At 66.4% G+C, this 1,038-nt stretch carries 1 protein-coding gene; it reads left to right on the forward strand.

Annotation, left to right across the window (positions count from 1 at the left end):
• The coding region (locus AB0M52_RS34145) for a hypothetical protein (protein WP_363962040.1) at positions 1–399 on the forward strand (399 nt) is incomplete at its 5' end.
• Positions 400–1,038: the final 639 nt, after the last annotated feature.

The following is a 1,038-nucleotide window of genomic DNA, read 5'->3' on the forward strand; positions in this document are numbered from 1 at the left end:
GGCACGCTGCCGACGGTGACGGTGACTGACACCCGTACGGCGGATGAGGTGCCGGAGGGTGCGGCGTGGGCGGTGCTGGGTAGCGCGACCGACTTCGTCGGCAGCGCGGGTCAGGCGGCGATCGGTGCCGGGCATCTGGGGTGGAAGCCGCAGCTGATCGACGGCGGCGACACCGGTCTGGTCAGTGAGGGTGAGGAGGTCGTGACGGTTCTGGACGAGGCGACCCAGCCGGGTAACAACGTGGGTCTGGTCGACCAGGAATTGCTGGTCTCGACGTTCGACTCCGGTGCGGTGGCCGAGGGCGCGTACTCGGTCAACGCGGACCTGTTCCTGCGGACTCCGGCGGATGTCGCCGCAGGTGCGTACACCTCGACGTTGACCCTGTCGCTGTTCGAGTAAGACCAGCTGAGAAAAGGGGGCCGCATCGAGCGGCCCCCTTTTCCCGCGGAGCGCTCAGCCGCATTGAACGGCATTCGACGGCACTCGATATTGCCTAGTGGGGGAGTGTGCGCAGGTCAGGGCGGTAAGGGGACGCTGGGTGGCCTGGCCTTTCGGTGGGTGCAGTTTGGCGAAGCGGTAACCGCGTCCGAAGCGCTCACCGGGGTCGGGCGCGAAGCGGTGCCTGACCTGCGGTGATGCGGGTGAGCGGGCTGGCGTGACCTCCCAGAGAACACCGGAGTGGTCATGCTGCGCTGCTCCTTACCTGCCTGGTGTCAACCGCCGTCTGCTGCCTACCTGGCGCCGGCTGAGCGGGCCTTTGCTGCATCGATGTATAACTCTGGAGTCTGCCGCAGACGCGTCTGTACGGGTTCCGAGAGCTGAGACTCGGATCCCACGTGCGGCGCTCTGAGCAGGGCGTTCAGCATGGTGACCTCTTTGGCAAGCCCGAAGGCGTCGACCGTCGGGGCTTCAGGTCATCGCCCTGGGATGCAACGCTCGCTCATGGCTCCCCTCTGTGTCAAGACACCGCTGGGAGCAGAGTTCTATCCTGGGTGGCGGCAGGTCCGGGAAGTGACTTCTCCGAAGAGCCGGCTTGGG

The organism is Micromonospora sp. NPDC051296 (assembly GCF_040682255.1).
Taxonomy (GTDB): Bacteria; Actinomycetota; Actinomycetes; order Mycobacteriales; family Micromonosporaceae; genus Micromonospora; species Micromonospora craterilacus.